We start from the raw sequence: 3982 nt of genomic DNA on the forward strand, positions 1-3982 counted from the left end.
TTAATAACTAATTCAGTAATAAACTCACTGTCTAAATCAGCCAAAGGCAAGGTTGAATTATCCCATTGGCGTAGTAATTGTGCTTGCATCAAATCTAAGGTATCTAATCCGGGGATCATATCTGGAGTGTATTGTTGGGCAATGCGGGCAAGTTGAGTAAGACCAAGGCTTGATTCGATACTTGAACTAATCACTGATTTTAATCCTTGTTGATGAGCCTGTTTGATAAGTTGTTTACATTTTTCAAGTGAGCCAATTAGCGTTGGTTTAATGATAATAGCGGTCAGATTCGGTTCTTTTTTTACTAAAAAATCAGGATCTCGTACAGTTTCATCCCACGCAATTGTAATATTATTTTGTTGAGCAAATTTACGAGAAAGATCAGGTGTTTTACAAGGTTCTTCAATAAATTGAATGCGAGATTTACGTTCAGGAGCAATTTTACTAGCAAAGAGAGAGGCTTTTTCTAATGACCAGCCTCGATTAGCATCAAGACGAAGATATAAATCAGGAATTGCTTCTAAAAACATATCAACAATCAATCCATCTCGATTAGCTTCATAAAGTCCCACTTTTATTTTGGCGACTTTTTCTCCTTCCATTTGATTCAATTCGGCATACAACTCATCAGGATCGCCGTAGCAGAGTGGCGCAGCACGATAGTTTGCCTCTTGCCCTAATTCATTATGCAATTCAGCCAAAGCACAACTTAATCCAAATGCAACAGAAGAAACATAATGATTGATGTCTTGTTCATTATGAGTTAACCAAGCGTTTAACCATTCTTTTGCTTGTTGTGTGGCAACTTTCAATGTTTCTTGACTAAATTCAGGTAAAGGGGCGATTTCCCCCCAGCCTGTTTGATCACCTTCTTGTAATTGAACGATCAATCCTTCTCTTTGTTTTAGGCGACGATGACGCAAAATGACGCCAGTTTCAACGGGTAGGCAATAATGATAAAGTTTTGCTTGTCGCATAATGATTCCTTATCTAATTTAATCGATTATGATAATAATTGCTCCAATTCTTCTTGAACCGAGAGCCATTCCATTTCCACTTCATCTAGCTGTTTCTTCGTTTCCACTTGCTTCGCTAATGTAGCGGTTAAGGTGGCTTTATTTTCCGTTTCATAAATTTCTGTGGTAGCTAGTGTTGTTTCTAATTCAGCTAAACAAGCGGTCAATTTCTCTAAGTTTTTTTCCAATTGTGTGGCTTTTTTACGTAGAGGCGCAGCTTGCTGGCGACGTTCCGCTTCTAAGCGTTTTTGTTCTTTGCGATTTACCGCACTATTTTCATTATTGGAAGCGGTTGGATTCTCTTCTTTTTTTGCAGATTCTTGTGCTGCATTTTGATCGTTCAGCCATTTTTGATAATCATCTAAATCGCCATTAAATTCTTCAACTTTATGATCGTGAACTAGATAAAATTCATTGACGGTACTACGCAATAAGTGGCGATCGTGGGAAACAATCACTAAAGAGCCTTCATATTGGGTAAGGGCTTCCGTTAAGGCTTGGCGCATATCCAAATCTAAATGGTTAGTCGGTTCATCGAGTAGCAGTAAATTAGGGCGTTGCCACACAATGAGAGCAAGTACCAAGCGAGCTTTTTCACCACCTGAAAATGAATGGACAGCCTGTTTAACCTTATCGCCGTGAAAATCAAATCCACCTAAATAATTACGCAATTCTTGCTCAGTTTTTTCTGGAGCAATATGAGCTAAATGCCATAAGGCACTTTCTTCCGCTCGTAAGGTATCTAATTGATGCTGTGCGAAGTAACCCAGTTGAACACCTTTTGCTAATTGAATATGCCCAGATTGTGGAGCAATTTCACTTGCTAATAATTTAATTAAGGTTGATTTCCCCGCACCATTTCGACCTAATAACCCGATACGAGAACCGGGAACTAGATTCAATTTAACTGATTGTAAAATCGTTGTGTCCGCATAGCCTGCACTCACTTTTTCCATTGAAAGTAGTGGGCTTGGTAAAGAAAGTGGTGGACGGAACTCAAATGAAAATGGATTATCAAAATGTGCAGGCGCAAGCATTTCCATTCGTTCTAAGGCTTTCATTCGGCTTTGTGCCTGTTTTGCTTTGGTAGCTTTCGCTTTAAAGCGATCGATAAATTGTTGCAAGTGTGCAATTTTTTGTTGTTGTAATTGATAGGCAGATTGTTGTTGAGCTAGCTTTGTTGCTCTTTGCATTTCAAAAGAGGTGTAATTTCCTGTGTATTCATTTAATTTATGTTGTTCGATATGCAATACACGATCAATGATTGGATCTAAAAAATCTCTATCGTGGGAAATCAACAGCAAAGTACCACGATATTGACTTAACCAACACTCTAACCACATAACCGCATCTAAATCTAAATGGTTAGTTGGTTCATCAAGCAGTAATAAATCGGAACGGCAGAGTAGGGCTTGAGCCAAGTTCAACCGCATACGCCATCCCCCCGAAAATGATTTCACGGGGAAAGTGAGTTGTTCTGTACTAAATCCTAAACCATTTAATAAGGTAGCAGCACGGGATTCAATCGTCCACGCATCAATGGTATCTAATTGAGCGTGTAAGGTTGCAATCAAATGCCCATCGTTATCCGCATTGGCTTGATCGAGTTTTGCCATTAAAGCAGTATATTCTCTATCGCCTTCAATTACATAGTTGATAGCCAGTGTATCGAGTGCGGGTGTTTCTTGATTTACCCAAGAAATTGACCAGTTTTGCGGATACTTTGCTTCCCCACCTTCAGGCGAAAGTTGATTTTTTAATAAAGCCAATAGGGAGGATTTACCGCATCCATTTTTACCCACTAACCCAACTTTTTGTCCTGTGTGAATTGTCGCATTAGCATTTTCTAATAAAGTCGTGTGACCACGTTTGAGAGTAAGATCTGTAAAAAATATCATTGAATAGCTACTTCAGTTCCTTGAAAAAGAAATACACAGTAAAAGTCTGTGCAAAATATTGGGTTAATTCTACCTTTTTTCTTGATAAGGTAACACCGATTTAATGCTATAATCGGTAATATTATTGACAAATATAGCGAGGAAAAAATGTCTTTACTTAATTTAGAACAAGCACTTGCGAATATGCTTGACCGCCTTCCCCAACCTACTACCCAAGAGCAGATCAGCTTAGATCAATCGGCTAATCGAATTTTAGCTGAAGATATTTTTTCCCCTTTAAATGTACCGAGTTTTGATAATTCAGCAATGGATGGCTATGCGGTAAGAGTCGAAGATCTCGCAGAAAATAATACGCTAATAGTTGCAGGTAAAGCCTTTGCTGGTAATCCTTTTACGCAAACAATGGCAAAAGGACAATGTGTGCGTATTATGACGGGAGCGAAAGTGCCTGCTGAAGCGAATGCGGTGGTAATGCAAGAAGAAACAACAGTCAATGCTGATGGTTCTGTTACTTTCAATAGCCAACCTAAACTTAATCAAAATATTCGCCGAGTGGGTGAGGATATTAAACAAGGGGCATTGGTATTGGCTAAAGGTAGCTTATTAAATGTCACCACTTTACCTGTGCTTGCTTCATTAGGGATTGCCAGTGTTTCAGTTTATCCTCGCTTAAAAGTAGCGATTCTTTCGACTGGTGATGAATTAGTAAGTGTAGGTAAACCGCTCAACGAAGGGCAAATTTACGATACGAATCGTTTTGCAGTGCGATTGATGCTCGAAAAATTAAATTGTGAAATTATGGATTATGGTATTTTGCCTGATGATCCTAAATTATTTGAAAAAACATTCACAGAGGCCCAACGTACTGCCGATGTATTAATTACCAGTGGTGGTGTTTCCGTAGGTGAAGCGGATTTCACTAAAGACGTATTGGAAAAATTAGGTGAAATTGGTTTTTGGAAAATTGCAATGAAACCAGGTAAACCTTTCGCCTTTGGTCGTTTAGAAAAAGCGTGGTTCTTCGGTTTACCGGGTAATCCTGTTTCTGCATTGGTAACTTTCTATCAA

General features: G+C 38.8%; 3 protein-coding genes. 1 reads left to right on the top strand and 2 read right to left on the bottom strand.

The features are described 5' to 3' along the window. Positions 1 to 977: o-succinylbenzoate synthase (gene menC / locus Q1J40_RS02560; protein ID WP_301098469.1), on the bottom strand; the 977-nt coding region annotated here is incomplete at its 3' end. Positions 978 to 1003: 26 nt separating this feature from the next. Continuing rightward, complete coding sequence (locus Q1J40_RS02565) at positions 1004 to 2914, bottom strand: ABC transporter ATP-binding protein (RefSeq protein WP_301098470.1); 1911 nt, start codon at positions 2912 to 2914, stop codon at positions 1004 to 1006. Between the two features lie 147 nt (positions 2915 to 3061). On the opposite strand from Q1J40_RS02565, the gene moeA reads away from it, so the two are divergent. Next, on the top strand, positions 3062 to 3982 hold a 921-nt coding region (gene moeA, locus Q1J40_RS02570), incomplete at its 3' end, for a molybdopterin molybdotransferase MoeA (protein ID WP_301098471.1).

It is taken from the genome of Otariodibacter sp., from assembly GCF_029256985.1.
Classification (GTDB): domain Bacteria; phylum Pseudomonadota; class Gammaproteobacteria; order Enterobacterales; family Pasteurellaceae; genus Otariodibacter.

Coding starts and splice junctions, on each gene's coding strand:
- Q1J40_RS02565 (WP_301098470.1), bottom strand. CDS start 2,914: ATGATATTTTTTACAGATCTTACTCTCAAACGTGGTCACACGACTTTA.